At 64.9% G+C, this 19,410-nt stretch carries 13 protein-coding genes and 1 tRNA gene; 6 read left to right on the top strand and 8 right to left on the bottom strand.

Annotation, left to right across the window (positions count from 1 at the left end; all coding sequences use genetic code 11):
- Positions 1 to 6: 6 nt before the first annotated feature.
- The 4 genes from pheT to rpmI form a co-directional block, all read right to left on the bottom strand.
- Positions 7 to 2,376, bottom strand: a complete 2,370-nt coding sequence (pheT, locus tag K7G82_RS20065) for a phenylalanine--tRNA ligase subunit beta (RefSeq protein ID WP_222991703.1) — start codon at positions 2,374 to 2,376, stop codon at positions 7 to 9.
- On the bottom strand, positions 2,373 to 3,449 hold the full coding sequence (gene pheS / locus K7G82_RS20060; RefSeq protein ID WP_222991702.1) for a phenylalanine--tRNA ligase subunit alpha: 1,077 nt from the start codon (positions 3,447 to 3,449) through the stop codon (positions 2,373 to 2,375). The genes pheT and pheS overlap by 4 nt, the downstream gene beginning before the upstream one ends.
- Before the next feature lie 113 nt (positions 3,450 to 3,562).
- Positions 3,563 to 3,928 carry a 50S ribosomal protein L20 gene (gene rplT / locus K7G82_RS20055; protein WP_222991701.1) on the bottom strand — a complete coding sequence of 122 codons (366 nt, stop codon included), beginning with the start codon at positions 3,926 to 3,928 and terminating at the stop codon, positions 3,563 to 3,565.
- A gap of 13 nt (positions 3,929 to 3,941) precedes the next feature.
- Complete coding sequence (gene rpmI, locus K7G82_RS20050) at positions 3,942 to 4,145, bottom strand: 50S ribosomal protein L35 (protein ID WP_222991700.1); 204 nt, start codon at positions 4,143 to 4,145, stop codon at positions 3,942 to 3,944.
- Positions 4,146 to 4,414: 269 nt separating this feature from the next.
- On the opposite strand from rpmI, the gene K7G82_RS20045 reads away from it, so the two are divergent.
- Positions 4,415 to 6,604, top strand: coding sequence for an AsmA family protein (locus K7G82_RS20045; protein WP_222991699.1), 2,190 nt, complete (start codon positions 4,415 to 4,417; stop codon positions 6,602 to 6,604).
- Positions 6,605 to 7,050: 446 nt separating this feature from the next.
- On the opposite strand, the gene K7G82_RS30240 is transcribed toward K7G82_RS20045, so the two are convergent.
- From K7G82_RS30240 to K7G82_RS20025, 4 genes are all read right to left on the bottom strand, one after another.
- The gene (locus K7G82_RS30240) at positions 7,051 to 8,412 is read right to left on the bottom strand and encodes a type II restriction endonuclease (RefSeq protein WP_222991698.1); all 1,362 of its coding nucleotides are present in this window, start codon (positions 8,410 to 8,412) and stop codon (positions 7,051 to 7,053) included.
- Positions 8,413 to 8,421: 9 nt separating this feature from the next.
- Positions 8,422 to 8,880, bottom strand: a complete 459-nt coding sequence (locus tag K7G82_RS20035; protein WP_222991697.1) for a very short patch repair endonuclease — start codon at positions 8,878 to 8,880, stop codon at positions 8,422 to 8,424.
- Entirely contained in the window at positions 8,873 to 9,985 is a 1,113-nt protein-coding gene (gene dcm, locus K7G82_RS20030) for a DNA (cytosine-5-)-methyltransferase (protein WP_425517300.1), read from the bottom strand. Before dcm ends, K7G82_RS20035 begins: the two co-directional genes overlap by 8 nt.
- 392 nt (positions 9,986 to 10,377) lie before the next feature.
- Positions 10,378 to 10,464 (bottom strand) — tRNA-Leu (locus K7G82_RS20025).
- 112 nt (positions 10,465 to 10,576) lie between these two features.
- Between K7G82_RS20025 and K7G82_RS20020 the strand changes: the two genes are divergently transcribed.
- The 5 genes from K7G82_RS20020 to gltB all read left to right on the top strand — a co-directional run bounded on the left by K7G82_RS20020 (position 10,577) and on the right by gltB (position 19,386).
- Positions 10,577 to 11,509, top strand: a complete 933-nt coding sequence (locus tag K7G82_RS20020; protein ID WP_222991696.1) for a complex I NDUFA9 subunit family protein — start codon at positions 10,577 to 10,579, stop codon at positions 11,507 to 11,509.
- A gap of 141 nt (positions 11,510 to 11,650) precedes the next feature.
- Positions 11,651 to 12,454 carry an undecaprenyl-diphosphate phosphatase gene (locus K7G82_RS20015; RefSeq protein WP_222991695.1) on the top strand — a complete coding sequence of 268 codons (804 nt, stop codon included), beginning with the start codon at positions 11,651 to 11,653 and terminating at the stop codon, positions 12,452 to 12,454.
- A 161-nt stretch (positions 12,455 to 12,615) separates the two neighbouring features.
- Positions 12,616 to 14,070, top strand: a complete 1,455-nt coding sequence (locus K7G82_RS20010; protein WP_222991694.1) for an NAD(P)-dependent oxidoreductase — start codon at positions 12,616 to 12,618, stop codon at positions 14,068 to 14,070.
- Positions 14,067 to 14,846, top strand: coding sequence for a DUF2059 domain-containing protein (locus tag K7G82_RS20005; RefSeq protein WP_222991693.1), 780 nt, complete (start codon positions 14,067 to 14,069; stop codon positions 14,844 to 14,846). The genes K7G82_RS20010 and K7G82_RS20005 overlap by 4 nt, the downstream gene beginning before the upstream one ends.
- Positions 14,830 to 19,386, top strand: a complete 4,557-nt coding sequence (gene gltB, locus K7G82_RS20000; protein WP_222991692.1) for a glutamate synthase large subunit — start codon at positions 14,830 to 14,832, stop codon at positions 19,384 to 19,386. The genes K7G82_RS20005 and gltB overlap by 17 nt, the downstream gene beginning before the upstream one ends.
- Positions 19,387 to 19,410: the final 24 nt, after the last annotated feature.

Raw genomic sequence — 19,410 nt, 5'->3', positions numbered from 1 at the left:
CCCCTTCTAGCCCCTGAGCACCGCGCCCTGCTTGGCGGCGGCCGCGACGACACGGTCCGCGATCGCCTTCAGTTCCTCGTCAGTGAAGCTCTTCTCGCCGGGCTGGAGTACCACCTCGACCGCCAGCGATTTATAGCCGGTCTCGACGCCTTGGCCGCTGAACACGTCGAACAGCCGCGCCGCGACGATCGCCTGCTTGTCCGCGCCCTTGACCGCGCGGACCAGCGAGTCCGCCGGCATGTCGGCGGGCACCAGGAAAGCGAAGTCGCGCGTCACCGGCTGCAGGGCGGGCGGAGCGAAGGATGCGCGCATATGGCCGGAGGCGCGCTTTGCCGGGATCGCGTCGAGGAAGATCTCGCCCGCCACCACCGTGCCGTTCAGGTCGAACGCCTTGGCGGTCAGCGGATGCAGCGTGCCATAGGCGGCGAGCACCGTCTTGGGGCCGAGCCTGAGCGTCGCCGACTGGCCGGGATGATAATGATCGCCGGCTTCGCCGAAGCTCTGGAGATTGTCGACCGGGGCGCCCGCCGCGGCGAGCAGCGCCAATATTTCGGCCTTGGCGTCGAACGCGTCGAATCCCGCCGCCTTGCCGGCCTGCCAGCTCCGCGCCGTCCGGTCGCCCGCGAGCACGAAGCCCAGGGTCAGCCGCTCGGCATCGGCGAAATAGCGCCGGCCGATCTCGAACAGCCGGATCGTTTCCGCGCCGCGCGCCTGGTTGCGCGCGGCGGCGGCGAGCAGGCCGGGCAGCAGCGACGGGCGCATCACCTTCATGTCTTCCGAAATCGGATTGGCGAGCGTCCAGGCGCCGCCGCCGAACGCCGCCGCGTCCTTCTCCGACAGGAAGCTCCACGTCACCGCTTCGTTCAGCCCGCGTGCCGCAGCCGTACGCCGCGCACGCCGTTCGACGAGCTGCTCGGCGGTTGCGGTGGGCTTCGCCACGCCCGGTGCGCGCGGCAGCGGGGTGGAGGGCACATGATCGAGCCCGACGATGCGGACCACCTCTTCGACAAGGTCGGCGGCGCCGATGACGTCACGACGCCAGGTGGGCGCGGTGACCCGCCAGGGCGTGCCCTGGACGACCGCGAAGCCCAGGCTTTCGAGGATCGCCGCCTGCCTGTCGGCATCGACCGCGACGCCGGCGAGCGTGCCGGTCATCGCCGGATCATAATCATGCGTCGCCATCGCGGTGGGCGCCGCGCCGGCGCGGGTGACATTGCTCGCGGTGCCGCCGCACAGCTCGGTCACCAGCCGCGTGGCGATGGCGAGGCCATCCTCCAGGAACGCCGGATCGACACCGCGCTCGAAACGGCTGCGCGCATCGCTGGTCAGGCCCAGCTTCTGCCCGGTCACCGCGATCCGCTCGGGCGTGAAATAGGCGCATTCGATCAGCACGTCGGTGGTTTCCGCCTGCACGCCCGAATCCTCGCCGCCCATGATGCCGCCGATGTCATGGACATGCGCATCGTCGGCGATCACCGTCATCGACGGATCGAGCGTGTAGGTGCGGCCGTTCAGCGCCAGCACGCTCTCGCCATCCTGTGCGCGCCGCGCGACCAGCGCGCCGCTCAGCCTGGCGCGGTCGTAGACGTGCAGCGGCCGGCCGAGATCGATCATCACATAATTGGTGATGTCGACCAGCGCGGAGATCGGCTTCTGGCCGATCGCCTTCAGCCGCTTCGCCATCCAGGCCGGGCTGGCGCCGTTGGTGACGCCGGAGACCGACTGGCCGAAAAAGGCCGGGCAGCCCTCGGGATCGTCGGTGCGCACGTCGGGGCCGGCGCCTTCGCCCGAAACCGGCGCGACGGCCAGCGGCTTCAGCGAACCGATGCCCGCCGCCGCCAGATCGCGCGCGATGCCGCGCACACCCATGCAATCCTGCCGGTTGGGCGTGATCGACACGTCGATCACCGGATCGTCGAGTTCCGCCCAGGCGGCATAATTCGCGCCCACCGGCGCATCGGCCGGCAGTTCGATGATGCCGTCATGTTCGTCGCCGAGTTCGAGTTCGCGCACCGAGCACATCATGCCGTTCGATTCGACACCGCGGATCGCCGCCACCTTCAAGGTGATGTCGCTGCCGGGCACATAGGCGCCGGGCGCGCCGAACACGCCGACCAGGCCCGCACGCGCATTGGGCGCGCCGCAGACGACCTGGAGCGGCCCGTTGCCGGCATCGACCGAAAGCACCTGCAGCTTGTCCGCCTGCGGATGCGGTGCGGCGGTCAGCACCCGGGCGATGGTGAAGGGCGCAAGCTTCTCGGCCGGATTCTCGACGCCTTCGACCTCGATGCCGATCGCGTTGAGCGTGTCCAGGATCGCGTCGAGCGATGCCTGGGTGTCGAGATGCTCCTTGAGCCAGGACAGGGTGAACTTCATGCGCCGACTCCTCCGCTGAGCGTTGGCACGTCGAGCGCGGAGAAGCCGTAATGGCGCAGCCAGCGCAGGTCGCCGTCGAAAAAGGCGCGCAGATCGTCCATGCCGTATTTGAGCATCGCCAGCCGGTCGATGCCGGTGCCGAAGGCGAAACCCTGCCATTCATCGGGGTCGAGCCCGCATGCCGCGATCACGCGCGGATGGACCATGCCGCTGCCCAGTACCTCCATCCAGCCTTCCGATCCGCCGAGCACGCGGCGGCCCTTCTCGATCGTGTAGCCGACATCGACCTCCACCGAGGGTTCGGTGAAGGGGAAATAGCTGGGGCGCAGGCGCAGCACGATGTCGTCGCGCTCGAAAAAGGCCTTCAGGAAGGTCTCCAGCGTCCATTTGAGATGGCCGAGATGGATGCCGCGATCGATCACCAGCCCTTCGATCTGGTGGAACATCGGCGTGTGCGTGGCGTCGCTGTCCGAACGATAGACGCGGCCCGGCGCGATGATCCGGATCGGCGGTTCCTGCGACGTCATCGTGCGGATCTGGACGGGCGAGGTGTGGGTGCGCAACAGCATGTCCCGCCCATCGCGCTGGTCGGGGAAATAGAAGGTGTCGTGCATCGCGCGCGCCGGATGCGTCTCCGGAATGTTGAGCGCGGTGAAATTGTGCCAGTCGTCCTCGATCTCCGGGCCGGTCGCCACCGAAAAGCCGAGATCGGCGAAGATCTCCGCAAGCTCGTCCATCACCTGGCTGACGGGGTGGACGCTGCCCTGCGCGGCGGCGGCGGGCGGCAGCGTCATGTCCAGCGTTTCGGCGGCCAGTTTCGCATCGAGCGCGGCGCGTTCGAGCCCGGCCTTGCGATCGCCCAGCGCCTGGGTGACGGTTTCGCGCAGCGCGTGGATCCTCGGCCCTTCGCTCTGGCGCTCGTCGGGGCTCATCGCGCCCAGCGATTTGAGCAGCGCGGTCACCGCGCCTTGCTTGCCGAGCGCCTTGACGCGCACGTCCTCGATCGCCTCTGGCGTCGCGGCGGCCGCGATCGCGGCGAGCAGTTCGGTCTGGAGTGTGTTGAGATCGGTCACGAAGATTCCCGCTCTGAAATGTCCGCCGCGCCTTACGAAGCCCGGCCCCAAAAGCAAAGGGCGCGGATGGCATTGCCACCCGCGCCCTTGTGTTCGTCTCGCGCCAGGCCGGGTCAGGCGGCCTGGGGAAGCGCCGCCTTTGCCTGAGCGATGACGGCGCTAAACGCCGCTGCTTCGTTCATGGCGAGGTCGGCCATGACCTTCCGGTCGAGTTCGATGCCGGCGAGCTTCACGCCGTTCATGAACTGCGAATAGGTCAGGCCTTCGGCGCGGACCGCAGCGTTGATGCGCTGGATCCAGAGCGCGCGGAAGTTCCGCTTCTTAACCTTGCGGTCGCGATAGGCGTACTGGCCGGACTTTTCGACGGCCTGGCGAGCGATGCGGATCGTGTTCTTGCGACGGCCGTAAAAGCCCTTCGCCTGATCCAGAATCCTCTTATGCTTTGCCTTGGTGGTCGTACCACGTTTGACGCGTGCCATTTATCCGTCCTCCTTACTTGAGACCGTAGGGCGCCCAGAGCTTCACGTGACCCCAATCGGAGTCCGAAAGCACTTCGGTGCCGCGGTTCTGGCGGATATACTTGGCATTGTGGCTGGAAAGGCGGTGGCGCTTGCCGGCCACGCCGCACTTCACCTTGCCGGTGGCGGTGATCTTGAAACGCTTCTTGACCCCGCTCTTGGTCTTCAGTTTGGGCATTTTCGTCTCCTTGTACTTCGACGATCGCGAACGGCCTCGGCAGCCCTGTTGGCCGGACAGTTCCTTGAATCGCGGAAAGCGCGCGCATTAGCGAAGAGTCCGCGCCATGGCAAGGCCGGGCGTAATGGCAAGGTGCAGGGATGCTGGCGCATCCGCACCTTGGAACGCTCAAGCGCCGCGCGGGATTCATGCCGAGGCACGATGAGCGAGTCTCATCGTGCCTCGGCATGAATCGGAACCCAGGCGCAACGGCAGGGGTTTTATCGCCAATGGAGAGTGCGGTAACCCTCGATCGCGTGACCGACACCGATATCCCCGCCAAGACCGGCGGCCCCGGCGATTCGCCCCCGCCGCCCGCGAAACCCGCCCGCCATCCGAGCAGTGCGGCGGCCGCTGCCGCGCTGTCGGTGCTCGTCACCATCATCGGCCTGATCCTGCTCGCCTGGCTGATCCTGTTCGTCACCAAGGGCCGCTTCCTCAAGGGGACGTTCGAACGCACGGTGAGCGCGGCGACGCAGCGCGAAGTGAAGGTGGCGGGCGATTTCCAGCTCTATCTCAATCCCTTCAACGTGAAGTTCCTGGCGGAGGGGATGACGATCTCGAACCCGGAATGGGCGAGCCGGCCCTATTTCTTCGAATCGAAGCTGATCGATACGCGGATCGCGACCTGGTCGCTGATCTTCGGCGACAAGCGCCGGATCAACTGGCTGCAGCTGCTGAACGGCAATATCGATCTGGAATGGGATGCGCGCTCGCGCCGCAACACCTGGACTTTCGGCGATCCCGACAAGCCCGCCAAACCGCTCGACCTGCCGTTGATCCGCGCCGCGATCGTGCAGGGCACGGCGGTCCGTTATCGCGATCCGCTGCTCCAGCTTGCCGCCGATATCAGGATCGACACGGTCCAGGCGCGCGACACGCGTTTCGCCAATGCGATTCGCTTTTCGGGTACCGGCACGATGCGCGATCGGCCCTTCACCCTGTCGGGCAGCCTGTTGTCGCCCAACGAAACCGTGGTCGGCGGGCGCAACCAGCTCCAGCTTGCCGCCGCGGCGGGCGAAACGCGACTTGCCGTTTCGGGCACATTGCCCGGCGCGACTGAGATCGAGGGCGCGGACCTGCGCATGGGCGTGCGCGGCCCCAATATCAGCCTGCTCTTCGATTTCCTGGGCGTGGCGGTGCCCGATACCCGCGCCTATCGGATCGATTCGGATCTCACAAAGGCGGGCGGCGAATGGCGCTTCACCCGGCTGCGCGGCATGTTCGGCGACAGCGATGTCGCGGGGCGGCTGACCATTTCGATGCCGCGCGATCGGCTGAAGCTGGATGCGGATCTGGCCACCCGCACGCTCGACATCGTCGATATCGGCCCGTTCATCGGCTATGATCCGCAAAGGCTGGAGGCGCAGGGCGGCTCTGGCGCGATCGAGCAGGTCGGCGGCACCCCCCGGCTGCTGCCCGATGCGCCGCTCCGCGTGGAGGCGATCAGGCGTTTCGACGCGCATCTGAATTACAAGGTCGCGACTGTCCGGGCGGAGAGCTTCCCGGTCTCGAACATCGAAATGACGCTCGATCTCGATCGCAGCCTGCTCAAGCTGTCGCCGCTCACCTTCGATGTCGCGCAGGGGCATCTGTCTTCGGATATTTCGATCGATGCGCGCCGCAGCCCGGTCTTCACCGAATATGATATCCGTCTGTCGCCGACGCCGATGGGGCTGTTGCTGGCACGCTTCGGCGCTGAACAGGCGGGCACCACGGGCACGATCAAGGCGCGCGTGCAGATGAGCGGATCGGGCGATTCGATCCGCCAGTCGCTGGCGACCTCGAACGGCCGCATCGCGGTGATCCTGCCGAAGGGCAGTTTCTGGACGCGCAACATCCAGCTTTCGGAACTCGATATCGGCACCTTCGTCACCAAGATGTTCGAAGGCAAGCTGAAGGAACCGGTGCAGATCAATTGCGGCCTGATCGCCTTCAGCGTGCGCGACGGCATCGCGGCGGCGGATCCGATCCTGATCGACACGCGCAAGAATGTGATGCTGGGCCGTGGCGGCTTCAGCTTCCGCAACGAATCGCTCGATCTCGCCTTCCGCGCCGATTCGAAGAAATTCAGCCTGTTCGCCGGCCAGTCGCCGGTCGGCATAGGCGGCTATTTCGCGAAGCCCGGCATCGACGCGATCAGCCCCCAACTCGTCGGCCGCGCCGGCGCGGGCCTCGGCCTGGGCATCGTCGCCAGCCCGCTCGCATCGGTGCTGGCCTTCGTCGATATCGGCGACGCCAAGGCGACGGCCTGCGGCCCGATCCTCTCGGGCGCGACGGCGGCGGCGCAACGCACCACCAAGGGTGAACCGCGCGACGATGTCGGCCGCGGGACAACTGCCAAGTCGGAAGACGGTAAGCGCAGCCCGCAGGCCGAGAAGAAGCAGCGCAGGAAGTTTCTGGGGATTTTTGAGTTTTGAGACCGCTAGCGTACCCGAATTACCCCGCAGTGCGCGAGTCTCGATCGCGGCGAACGGGACAGCGGTGTGATCAGTCCATAGGCGTGGTCGTTTCTCGCGATCAGCGGACCGAAGCAATATGCTGGCAATACCGGCTATGATGATCGCGTGCGGGCGCGAATCTCGTTGCTCGAATGGGTTGGCAATTCACCAAGCTCGGGCTCGATGTGCTTTATCAGAACCAGGCTGTGTTCTGGTTCGAGGAGAGCCGGATAGCTGGCTCGAACTGGCCGGAGAGAACACCGCTTTGCTCGCCGCTCTGGCGCAGGACCTATGTTCCGCCGAACGCCAATTCGGCTGCAACCGGTGGAAGCCTGCCTTCATACGGGGCCTGTTGAATCACGCTGGCTTTCCCGCTAGCCTATCTCGGCGTTTGATTGGCACCACACCTCGAACCGGCTGCCCCGCTATTGCCAGCCGGGCAGCCGGTTTCGGGTGATCTCGATCTCGAAAAAGTCCTTGAAGCCGATCACGTTCGGGTGGCGGACATATTCGGTATCGCTCGAGGCTTTTAGGCCTTCGGGCACAACAAGAATAATTCCGAGCGCGGCCATGTCTTCGATTGCGTTGGCGGCAATCGATTCATCGACGGTCGCCAAGAACAACTCGCTGCCGGCCATTTCCCGCTGCACCTGTTTCCAGCGCTCGCGAAGCGTGGTCTTGGCGCTGAGGATAATGCCCCGCGTTGACCCGAGCTTTGGCCGCTTCAGCTGGCGCAGCGAAGGCAGGACGAAATCCGGGCGTTTCTTGGCGTCCATCACTACCTGTTTGGCAAAGGGCAGATTCCCGGCGGTCAGCACAGCCTCAATATGATGCTCGAACGAATAGCCGGCCCTCGATTTGCGCTGCTGGCTGGCGGACAGCATCAGGCGGTCAATCTCGCCGATATTATCGACAAGGCCGCGGATGAAATCGCCGGCGCTGATCTCGCGCGGGCGGTCTCCGAGCACAGTGCGAACTAGCGCGGTGGCACGCTCGCGGCGCTGATATTCGCGAAACAGGTCCCATTCGATCCTGCGGCTGATCTCGCGGACCGCATCGCCTGGCCGGTCAAGCTTGAACGGGTTCAGATCGGGAAGGCGATGCTGTGCGAGATATTGCGCGCGCGCCATGCCGGCGAGTTCAAGCGTGGCCGGCATCGTCGCGTTCTCGACCGCGAACTGGGCGATGTCGCCGGCCAGCCATGCAGCGATCACCAGTTCCGCGAAATCAACGATCCGGTCGCGCTCCGCGGTGAGGAAGGCCTGTGGTTCGAAAATCCCGATGACGAAATCCGCATCGAGCCCGAAGACATCGGCAAGCACGAGCGCGTCGTCCGAGTTTGAATCGATCGTTAGGCAGCGATACGTCGCTCCATCGCCTGCAGAATAGCGGCCCATGACGAGATGCGATGCCGGCGAGAGCGTCGAAAAGGCTGCCTTCGGAACACGCGTCATGTGCGTTTCCGCACCCTTGCTGGTGTAATTGACCAAGCGGGTGTCGTTCTTCGCCTCGGCAACCTGCGGCCAGTCCGTGTGAAAGTAGGTCTCGCGAATTTCGTCGGCGTCGGGATCCCGTTCCTTGGCAACCAGCGGTGGGAAGAAGCCGCTGTCGCGCTGTTCGGGCGGGATATAGACGCCGTGCTGATGCTTGTTTGGCAGCTGCGCCCAGTCACGATCATTATTGGACAGCTTTTTGACCAGCACGCTGTCTGCGGTGTGCAGGAGTTCTGCGAGCAGGGTGACGCTGCCTTCCGCTGCCTCGGCGACGAGATCAAATTGCGCAGCCACGTTTCCCCCTCAATCTATCTTGCCGGTGATCTCAAGAAAGTCGCCACCTTCCTTCAGCCAGTTGGCTAACCGGTCGATTACCAAGGAGAAGGGTAGACGTCCTCTTCCCCTCAGGGCACACTCCCAAATAACCGCACAGCGCCACCCGGCTTCGCGAAGCGCTTCTTCCGATCGGGTGTCCCGCTCCCGGTTGCCTCCGATTTTCTTGCGCCAATATGCTTCGCGCGTCGAAGGCCACCTGAACATGTGACAGTCATGTCCGTGCCAGAAACAGCCATGAGCGAAAATCACAGCTCTATAGCGCGACAATACGATGTCCGGTTTGCCGGGCAGCATCCGGTCATGCAGTCGGAAGCGGAAACCTTGCGCATGTAGGCCCTTCCGCAGAAGCTGCTCAGGTTTTGTGTCCGTCCCCCTGATACCCGACATCATTCGGCTGCGTACGTCAGCCGGAACAATGTCAGCCATGCGAGAGGATTGGCTCCCGATCAGGGCGGGTAACCGTAATGGGCGTCGGATCTGGAAGGTTCACCTTGTTGGACAGGGCAGACTCGATGTGGGGCTTCATTGCTTGGGCAAGAAATTCGACCACAGGCACGACTACCGCGTTGCCGAACTGCCGATAGGCCTGCGTATCGGACACCGGAATCTTCCAACGCCGGTCACCGCGATCAAACCCCATCAGCCTGGCACATTCCAGTGGCGTCAGTCTTCGCGGACGCTTGCCTGGCTGGGCGACCAAAACCTCAGAGCCGTCTTTGTAGTAACGCGCCGATAGTGTGCGTGTCACATCGTCGGGTCCGAAAAGACTGTAGCCGAATCCGTTACCTTTTGATGCGTGCTTGGCCTTGTAGGCCTGCAAATACTCCCAAAGGCGCTCGGTCAGTGTATATTTGGGGTCCACATTGTCATGCGCCTCGAGGATGCTGCCCAGCTTGGGCCCACCGGCCGGCAGCTTCAGTCCCTTTAGATCGAACTTCGTCGGTTCGCGAAAGCCAACGATAAAGATGCGCTCACGCTTTTGCGGCACCCAGTGCTCCGAGCTGATCACACGAGTCTGTACGTGATATCCCAACTCGTTCCTGAGCACGTTCATGATCGTGGCGAACGTGCGACCCTTGTCGTGGCTCTCAAGATTCTTCACATTTTCGAGCACGAAAGCCGCGGGCTTGTGATGAGCGATAATCTGCGCTGTATCGAAAAACAGCGTTCCTTGCGTATCGCACAGAAAACCATGCGGACGACCAAGCGCGTTCTTTTTCGATACGCCTGCGATTGAAAAAGGCTGGCATGGGAACCCCCCGAGCAGGATATCATGTTCGGGAATCTGATCGGGATCTTCGGCGTAGTCCCTGATGTCGCCGGCGAGTGGATGGTTATCTCGGAAGTTTTGCGCATAGGTTTTCTGCGCGTTCTCATCCCATTCCGAGGTAAAGACGCAGTGACCGCCAATGGCCTGAAAACCAATGCGCAGACCGCCAATTCCGGCGAACAGGTCAATGAAACGGAATGCCGTCGGGTGTGAATCTTCTGACGTCGACTTCGCTGCATTCTTTAGCACGCGCAATGCCAAGGGCGATGGCCGGCCAGTGCCATTGGCATAACGAGCAACTGTTCGGTCTGATACGGAAAGCAAGGATCCCGCTTCGGCGGGCGATAACCCTGCACGGTCGCAAAGCCAGTTGAATTCAATCTGCTTCGCTGCCCGTTTTCTCACGCCCCGCACCTCGCTGTGTCGATTTTCGACATGTTGGCAGAATGATTCCCAGTGAGCAAGTTTGTTCTTTATTTGTTCGCTCACAATTTTCTGTGTGTCAAGAAGGCTCCAGTGCTGGCGTCAAAGGTCAGTATGCGGCGTCCGACGCGGGGTGGGGTTGGCTCTTTGCTGGAGATGAGGAGCGCCGTGTCGGGAATAGCTTGACTTGTTTCACCGCGGAAAGTGAATAGCGCCGGCCCGCAGAAAAATGGTGCCCAGAAGAGGACTCGAACCTCCACGCCCTTGCGAGCGCCAGCACCTGAAGCTGGTGCGTCTACCAATTCCGCCATCTGGGCACGGGGTAGGCTGGCGCCGATAGGGGAGAGTGTGCGGGGTTGTCAACGGCGCTTGTCATCATGATCGCAGATTGGCATGGCGCAGGCGCAATTTTTTTTCGGGAATGATGTGATGGACCGGCTGGTGGTGATGTTCGGCGGTAGCGGCTTTGTCGGTCGCTATGTGGCGCAGCGGCTGCTGGCGGCGGGCGCGCGCGTCCGTTTCGCGGAACGCGATCCGCGCCGTGCCTTTTTCCTGAAGCCGCAGGGCAGCCTGGGCCAGGTGCAGTTCGTCACCGCCGATGTGACGCATGCGGAAAGCGTGGCGCGCGCCGTGGTCGGCGCCGATGCGGTGATCAATCTCGCCGGCGCGTTCGATCATATGTTCGAAGTCCATAAGGATGGCGCCGCCAATGTGGCGAAGGCCGCCGCTGCGGCGGGCGTCGGGGCGCTGGTGCACATCTCCGCGATCGGCGCCGATGCGGAGGGGCGTTCGGATTATGCGCGCAGCAAGGGCGAAGGCGAGGCGGCGGTGCGCGCGGCCTTCCCCGGCGCGACGATCCTGCGCCCCTCGCTGATCTTCGGGCGCGAGGACAAGTTCGTGAATCGCTTCGCCGGGCTGATTCGCGCCCTGCCGGTGGTGCCGGTGATTCGCGGCGCGGTGAAGCTGCAGCCCGTCAGCGTCGCCGATGTCGCCGCCGCCGCCGCGCAGGCGCTGCTCGATCCGGCGGACCATGCCGGCAAGACCTATGAGCTCGGCGGCCCGCAGGTGCTGACCATGGCTGAGCTGTTCGCGTGGATCGCGCGCGAAACCGGCCGCGATCCGATGATGGCGGATGTGCCCGATGCCGTCGCGGCGCCGATCGCGCGCCTCACCGGCTGGCTGCCCGGCGCGCCGATCACCTGGGATCAGTGGCTGATGCTGGCGCGCGACAATGTCGTTTCCGCCGATGCGCAGGGCCTCTCCGCCTTCGGTGTCGTGCCAGCGCCGCTCGCCTCCGCCGCGGGCGGCTGGCTGGTCCAGTATCGCCGGCACGGGCGATTCGGCGCAAAACGCACCGCCTGATCCCATCCGCACCCGTCTGCACCGAATCCGCACTCGACTTGATCGTTGGGGCGGCGATAGACGGTTCGCCATCTTTCGAACCTCCGAAGCGTCCGGCGCCGGCAGGCGGCGGGCGCGTTTCTCTGCAAGGCGAACGCTGCGATGGTCTCCGATACGCTCACCTATATCCTGCTCGGCATCCTTGAGGGGCTGACCGAATTCCTGCCCGTCTCGTCGACGGGGCATCTGATTCTCGCAAGCTCGCTGCTGGGGTTCGAGGGCGAATCCTCGGTCGCCTTCAAGATCGCGATCCAGCTCGGCGCGATCCTTGCGGTGCTGGTCGCCTATTGGTCGCGTTTCTGGGGCATCGCCAAGGGGCTGATCGCGCGCGATAGCGGCGCCATCGCCTTCACCCGCAACATCATCCTGGGCTTCCTGCCCGCGCTGGCGATCGGCGTCGTCGCCTATGATGCGATCCGCGCCGCGATCCAGACGCCGATGATCGTCGCGGTCATGCTGGTCTTGGGCGGCATCGCCATCCTGGTGATCGAGCGGATGGTGAAGCGCGTCCGTTTCGACAGCGTCGAAGCGATCCCGTTCGGCACCGCGACGGGCATCGGCATCGTCCAGTGCCTGGCGATGGTCCCCGGCGTCAGCCGTTCGGGCGCGACGATCATGGGCGCGCTGCTGATGGGGGTGGAGCGCAAGACGGCGGCCGAATTCAGCTTCTTCCTGGCCGTTCCCACGATGATCGCCGCCACCGCCTATGCGCTGTGGAAGGATCGTGCGCTGCTCAGCATGGACGATCTGGGCGCGATCGCGATCGGCTTCACCGCCGCCTTCCTCGTCGCGCTGGGGGTGGTGAAGGCCTTTGTCGCCGTCGTGTCGCGCTACGGTTTCGCGCCCTTTGCTTGGTACCGCATCGCGCTGGGCCTGGTCGCGGCGATGTGGCTGATGGCAAGATAGGACCGGATCGGCCTATAATTTTGTTGCTCGAGCGAGGGCGGCGGTAAAAAGAGACCGGGTCGAGCCGAAATAGGTCAGATTTACTGACATAAATTGCGGAATCCGCGTGACTCCGCCGATTTTCGCGCTATGGCGACTCCGGCAAAGATCGGGGACGCTTCATGGCCGACAATCCAATGCTGAAATTCGTAGGGCGCGCTCAGGCCTATCCGCCGAAGCGCGATGCGGCCGAACGCGCCGCCGATTTCCGCGAGATCGCGCGCAAATATGAAGTGGTGAAGGCGGAGGAACAGTCGGCGCGCTGCTCGCAATGCGGCGTGCCCTATTGCTCGGTCCATTGCCCGCTGCACAATCATATCCCCGATTGGCTGCGCCTGACGGCGGAGGGGCGGCTGCGCGAAGCGTTCGAGCTCAGCAACAGCACATCGACCATGCCGGAGATCTGCGGCCGCATCTGCCCGCAGGACCGGCTGTGCGAGGGCAATTGCGTCATCGAATTCTCCGGCCACGGCGCGGTCACGATCGGCTCGGTCGAAAAATTCATCACCGATACCGCCTGGGAAGAAGGCTGGGTGGAACCGCTGGTGCCCGGCAAGGATCGCGGCCAGTCGGTCGGCATCATCGGCGCGGGGCCGGCGGGGCTCACCACCGCCGAACTGCTCCGCCGCCAGGGATATGACGTGCATGTCTATGATCGGCACGATCGCGCGGGCGGGCTGCTGACCTATGGCATTCCCGGCTTCAAGCTGGAAAAGCCCGTGGTGATGCGCCGGGTCGAGCGGCTCGCGGCCGGCGGCATCGTCTTCCACCAGGGTTTCGAGGTCGGGCGCGATGCGACGCTGGGCGAGCTGCGCGAGCGGCACGATGCGCTGCTCGTCGCCACCGGCGTCTACAAGGCGCGCGCGATCAAGGCGCCGGGCGTCGGCGCGCCGGGCGTGATCGAATCGCTCGATTATCTGATCGCCTCCAACCGCAAGAGCTTCGGCGACGCGGTGCCTGAATTCGAAAGCGGCGCGCTCGATGCGGCGGGCAAGACTGTCGTCGTCATCGGCGGCGGCGATACCGCGATGGATTGCGTCCGCACTGCGGTGCGCCAGGGCGCGAAATCGGTGAAATGCCTCTATCGCCGCGATCGCGCCAATATGCCCGGATCGCAGAACGAAGTGCGCAATGCCGAGGAGGAGGGCGTCGAGTTCGTCTGGCTCTCCGCGCCCGAGGCGTTCGACGGAACCGACGCGGTTTCGGGCGTGCGCGCCACGAAGATGCGGCTGGGTGCCCCCGATGCGTCGGGCCGCCGCGCGCCGGAGCCCGATCCGGGCAGCGAATTCCGGCTGGAGGCCGATATGGTCGTGAAGGCGCTGGGCTTCGATGCGGAGGATCTGCCGCGCCTGTTCGGCGCGGAGGAATTGTCGGTGACGCGCTGGGGCACGCTGCGCGTCGATCACAAGACGATGCAGACCTCGCTCGACGGCGTGTTCGCGGCCGGCGATATCGTGCGCGGCGCCAGCCTGGTCGTCTGGGCGATCCGCGACGGCCGCGACGTCGCCGATCATATGCACGCCTATCTGAAGGCGAAGGCGAAACTGCCGGCCGAACGCGCGAAGGAGATCGCATGATGCGGCGCATGACCATGCTGGGCGCGGCGATGCTCGCGGTGGCGCCCGTGGCGCTTCAGGCGCAGCCCGCGCCTGCTCCGGTCCCGGTCGCGACGCCGATCGCGCCCGCGCAGCTCGAAGCCGCGCGCGCCGTTGTCGCCCGGGTTTTTCCCGCCGGCACGTACAAGCGCATGATGGGCGAGACCATGGACAAGCTCATGGGCACCATGATGGACGGCGTGCTCGACATGCCGGTGGGGGAGATCGCGCGGCTCGGCGGGCTCGATCCCGAAAAGGTCGCGGAGATGGACAAGACCTCGATCGCCGAGATCATGGCGATCTACGATCCGCATTTCCGCGAGCGGACCCAGGTGGGCATGCGCGCGATGATGGATTCTATGACCGGGCTGATGACGGAGATGGAGCCGCGTTTCCAGGCCGGGCTCACCCGCGCCTACGCCCGCAAGTTCAGCGCCGCGCAGCTCGCCGATCTCGATCGCTTCTTCGCGACGCCCACGGGCAGCGTCTACGCCGCCGAATCGATGCTGCTCTACATGGATCCGGAAGTCATGGGCGAGATGCAGACCATGATGCCCGAGATGATGAAGAAGATGCCGGATTTCATGAAGGCGATGAAGGACGCCACCGCGCATCTGCCGCCGCCGCGCAAGAGCTCCGAACTGAGCAAGGCGGAACGCGAAAAGCTCGCGGCGCTGCTGGGGGTGAAGGAAAAGGATCTTCGCGATCGCGAGGATGCCGAGGTCGAGGAGGGCGAGGCCCATGACGAAGCGCACTGATCTGATGGCCAGCGAAGCGGAACGCGCGCGCATCGCCGAAGTCGGCATGTATCGCCCCGAATTCGAAAGCGATGCCTGCGGCGTCGGCCTGGTCGCGGCCACCGACGGGCGCCCCTCGCGCCGCGTCGTCGCCTCCGCGATCGATGCGCTGAAGGCGGTCTGGCATCGCGGCGCGGTCGATGCCGACGGCAAGACCGGCGACGGCGCCGGCATCCATGTCGACCTGCCCATGCGCTTCTTCGACGATGCGATCGTCGATTCGGGCCACCGCCCGCTGCCGAACCGCCTCGCGGTCGGCATGATCTTCCTGCCGCGCACCGATCTGGGCGCGCAGGAAACGTGCCGCACCATCGTGGAAAGCGAGATCATCAGCGCCGGCTATACCATCTATGGCTGGCGCCAGGTGCCCGTCGACGTTTCGGTGATCGGCCGCAAGGCACAGGAAACCCGCCCCGAGATCGAACAGATCATGATCGCCGGGCCCCTTCCCGACGCGCAGGACGTCGCCGAATTCGAAAAGGAACTCTATCTCGTCCGCCGGCGGATCGAGAAGAAGGTGATCGAGGCGCAGATCTCGGGCTTCTATGTGTGCTCGCTGTCGTGCCGGTCGATCATCTACAAGGGACTGTTCCTCGCGGAGAGCCTGTCGGTCTTCTATCCCGATCTGGTCGACGAGCGTTTCGAAAGCCGCATCGCGATCTTCCACCAGCGTTATTCGACCAACACCTTCCCGCAATGGTGGCTGGCCCAGCCCTTCCGCAATCTCGCGCATAATGGCGAGATCAACACGATCCGCGGCAACAAGAACTGGATGAAGAGCCACGAGATCAAGATGGCCAGCATCGCGTTCGGCGAGCAATCGGAAGATATCAAGCCGGTGATCCCGGCGGGCGCGTCGGACACGGCGGCGCTCGACGCGGTGTTCGAGGCGATCTGCCGTTCCGGCCGCGATGCGCCCACCGCCAAGCTGATGCTGGTGCCCGAAGCCTGGCAGGCCGATGACGACATGCCTGAGGCGCACCGGGCGATGTACCAGTATCTCGCATCGGTGATGGAGCCATGGGACGGGCCGGCGGCACTTGCGATGACCGATGGCCGCTGGGCGGTCGCCGGCATGGACAGGAACGCGCTGCGGCCGCTGCGCTACACCCGCACCGTCGACAATCTGCTGATCGTCGGATCGGAGACCGGCATGGTCGTCGTTCCCGAAAGCGCGATCGTCGAAAAGGGGCGGCTCGGCCCCGGCCAGATGATCGCGGTCGATCTCGACAGCGGCACGCTCTACGCCGATCGCGCGATCAAGGATCGCATCGCCGGCGAACGGCCCTATGCCGAGATGGTCGGCCGCTTCCTGACGCTGGACGATCTGCCGGGCGCGCCTGAGGGCTGCGAGCCGGGTTGGGCGACGCCGCGTTACGAGCGCGCCGATCTTACCCGGCGCCAGGTGGCGGCCGGGCAGACGCTGGAGGATATGGAGCTGATCCTGGCGCCGATGGTGGAGGATGCCAAGGAAGCCGTGGGCTCGATGGGCGACGATACCCCGCTCGCCGTGATTTCGGACAAGCCCCGGATCATCAGCCAGTTCTTCCGCCAGAATTTCAGCCAGGTCACCAACCCGCCGATCGATTCGCTGCGCGAAACCCAGGTGATGAGCCTGAAGACGCGGTTCGGGAACCTCGCCAACATCCTCGATTCGGGCGTGCGGCAGGATGGCGTGCTCGTGCTCGATTCGCCCGTGCTCACCTGTGCCGACTGGCAGAGCCTGAAATCGCACTTCGCCAGCCAGGCGGCGGAGATCGACTGCACATTCGCCGCCGGCGGCACCGCCGACGACATGCGCGCCGCGATCCAGCGCATCCGTGCCGAGGCCGAGCAGGCGGTGCGCGAAGGGCGCAGCGAACTGTTCCTGACCGACGAGCGCATCGGCGCGGATCGCGTCGGCATCGCCGGCGTTCTCGCGGCGGCCGCCGTCCACACGCATCTCGTGCGGCGCGGCCTGCGTTCCTACGCATCGATCAACATCCGCACGGCCGAATGCCTCGATACCCATTATTATGCGGTGCTGATCGGCGTCGGTGCGACGACGGTGAACGCCTATCTGGCCGAAGCCGCGATCGCCGATCGCCACGCGCGCGGCCTGTTCGCGGGCTTCTCTTTCGCGGAATGCCTGAAGCGCCACAAAAAGGCGGTCGATGACGGTCTGCTCAAGATCATGTCGAAAATGGGGATCGCGGTGATCTCCAGCTATCGCGGCGGCTATAATTTCGAAGCGGTCGGCCTGTCGCGCGCGCTGGTCAACGATTTCTTCCCAGGCATGCCGGCGAAGATCTCGGGCGAGGGTTATTCTTCGCTGCATCTGAACGCGGTGCTGCGCCATGATGCCGCCTATGACCCCGCCGTGGTCACCCTGCCGATCGGCGGTTTCTATCGCCAGCGCCATGGCGGCGAGACGCATGCCTATTCGGCGCAGCTCATGCATCTGCTGCAGACCGCGGTCGCGACCGACAGCTATTCGACCTATCTGCAATTCGCGCGCGGCGTGCGCGATCTGCCGCCGGTCTATCTGCGCGACCTGATCGAGTTCAACTATGCGCGCGAAGCGATCGCGATCGACGAGGTCGAGGCGATCACCGAGATCCGCAAGCGCTTCGTGACGCCGGGCATGTCGCTGGGCGCGCTTTCGCCCGAGGCGCACGAGACGCTGGCGATCGCGATGAACCGGATCGGCGCCAAGGCGGTGTCGGGCGAGGGCGGCGAGGACAGCGCGCGCTACACGCCGTACGAGAATGGCGACAACGCCAATTCGGTGATCAAGCAGATCGCGTCGGGCCGGTTCGGCGTCACCGCCGAATATCTCGGCGCCTGCGAAGAGATCGAGATCAAGGTGGCGCAGGGCGCCAAGCCCGGCGAGGGCGGCCAGCTGCCCGGCTTCAAGGTGACCGAGTTCATCGCCAAGCTGCGCCATGCGACACCGGGCGTGACGCTGATCTCGCCGCCGCCGCACCACGACATCTATTCGATCGAGGATCTGGCGCAGCTCATCTACGATCTGAAGCAGATCAATCCGCGCGCGCGCGTCTGCGTGAAACTTGTCTCGTCGGCGGGCATCGGCACCGTCGCGGCGGGCGTGGCGAAGGCGCATGCCGACGTCATCCTGGTCGCCGGCCATGTCGGCGGCACCGGCGCCAGCCCGCAGACCTCGGTCAAATATGCCGGCACGCCCTGGGAAATGGGCCTGTCCGAAGTCAATCAGGTGTTGACGCTCAACGGGCTTCGCCACCGCGTGAAGCTGCGCACCGATGGCGGCCTCAAGACCGGGCGCGACATCGTCATCGCCGCGATCCTGGGCGCCGAGGAATTCGGCATCGGCACACTCTCGCTGGTGGCGATGGGCTGCATCATGGTCCGCCAGTGCCACTCCAACACCTGCCCGGTCGGCGTCTGCACGCAGGACGAGGCGTTGCGCTCCAAGTTCGTCGGCACGCCGGAGAAGGTGATCAACCTGATGACCTTCATCGCGGAGGAAGTGCGCGAGATCCTGGCGCGGCTGGGCGTGCGCAGCCTCGACGAGATCGTCGGCCGTACCGAACTGCTCCGCCAGGTCAGCCGCGGCGCCGAGCATCTCGACGATCTCGATCTCAACCCGATCCTGGCGAAGGTCGATGCGGACGACGACAAGCGCCGCTTCAATATCGAGGGTTTCCGCAACGAGGTGCCTGACAGCCTCGACGCGCAGATGATCTCGGATGCCAAGGCGGTGTTCGAACGGCGCGAGAAGATGCAGCTCACCTATACGGTGCGCAACACGCATCGCGCGGTGGGCACGCGCTTCTCGTCGGAGATCGTCCGCCGCTACGGCATGTCGACGCTCGCCGACGGCCATGTCCAGGTCCGCCTGCGCGGATCGGCGGGCCAGTCGCTCGGTGCCTTCCTGTGCAAGGGCGTCACGCTGGAAGTGTTCGGCGATGCCAACGACTATGTTGGCAAGGGGCTTTCGGGCGGCATCATCGCGGTGCGGCCGATGGTCAGTTCGCCGCTCGACAGCCATGCCAACACGATCATCGGCAACACCGTCCTCTACGGTGCGACCTCGGGCAAATTGTTCGCGGCGGGCCAGGCGGGCGAGCGGTTCGCGGTGCGCAATTCGGGCGCGACCGTGGTGGTCGAGGGCTGCGGCGCCAATGGCTGCGAATATATGACCGGCGGAACCGCTGTGATCCTGGGCGCGGTCGGCAAGAATTTCGGCGCGGGCATGACGGGCGGCATGGCGTTCGTCTATGACGAGCGCGGCGATTTCGAACGCCTGGCCAATCCCGACAGCATCATCTGGCAGCGGCTGGCCTCTCCCTATTGGGAAGCCCGGCTGAAATCGCTGATCGCGGAACATGCGGTCGCGACCGACAGCCGCTGGTCGAACGCGCTGCTCGACGATTGGGATCGCACGCGCGGCGCGTTCTGGCAGGTCTGCCCGCGCGAGATGATCGACCGTCTCGAACATCCGCTGGGCGCCGCGAACGAGGATCTGGTCGCGGCGGAATAGGGTAGCGCCGCCTTCTCCCTTTTT

The organism is Sphingomonas colocasiae, assembly GCF_019880585.1.
GTDB lineage: Bacteria > Pseudomonadota > Alphaproteobacteria > Sphingomonadales > Sphingomonadaceae > Sphingobium_A > Sphingobium_A colocasiae.
The sequence above is the reverse complement of the archived record's forward strand: the minus strand, read 5'-3'. Positions and strand labels throughout refer to the sequence as shown.